Origin of the sequence: Leucobacter iarius, from assembly GCF_039530105.1 — a bacterium.
Taxonomy (GTDB): domain Bacteria; phylum Actinomycetota; class Actinomycetes; order Actinomycetales; family Microbacteriaceae; genus Leucobacter; species Leucobacter iarius.
Genome location: NZ_BAAAOB010000034.1, coordinates 1 through 506, shown reverse-complemented (window position 1 = coordinate 506; position 506 = coordinate 1). Strand labels below are relative to the sequence as shown.

General features: G+C 60.7%; 1 protein-coding gene. It reads right to left on the bottom strand.

The features are described 5' to 3' along the window. Positions 1 to 207 (bottom strand): family 1 glycosylhydrolase (locus tag ABD169_RS16150; protein ID WP_344033629.1); only part of this gene is annotated, 207 nt, incomplete at its 3' end. Positions 208 to 506: the final 299 nt, after the last annotated feature.

The following is a 506-nucleotide window of genomic DNA, read 5'->3' as shown; positions in this document are numbered from 1 at the left end:
CTCAAGGCAGATCATCGGCGTGATGCCGTTAGCCAGCAGCGCATCGAACAGCTGGTCATAATAGGCCGCATACTCCTCATCCACCGTGACGTTTTCATAGTCGGTCAGAAAGCGCGACCAGTTGATTGAGGTGCGGTAGTGGGTCAGCCCAGCCAGCTTCATCAGCTGCACATCTTCCTGAAAGCGGTTGATAAAATCGGTGGCCACCGCCGGCGACCTGGTGCCATCGTCGGCAATGGCGGTGCTGCAGCTCGACGTGCGCGGCCTGGTCGTCTCGGCATCGTCGGATGCGGCGATGCTCGAGCGAGGCGAAAAAAAACCGCCTCGGGGTGTCCGAGGCGGCAAGTCTGCATGCGGTTCAGGGAGGAAGAAACCGCGCCGGCGATCAGGGAGGAAAACCGCGCGGCCTGATGTGCAGCTCGGCCACTTTAGCCGGATTTTTCGACTTATCCGATGCGAGCGGCCCGCCGTGGGCGCTGCTCGATCTGCTGTTGCTTTTTCTCGAC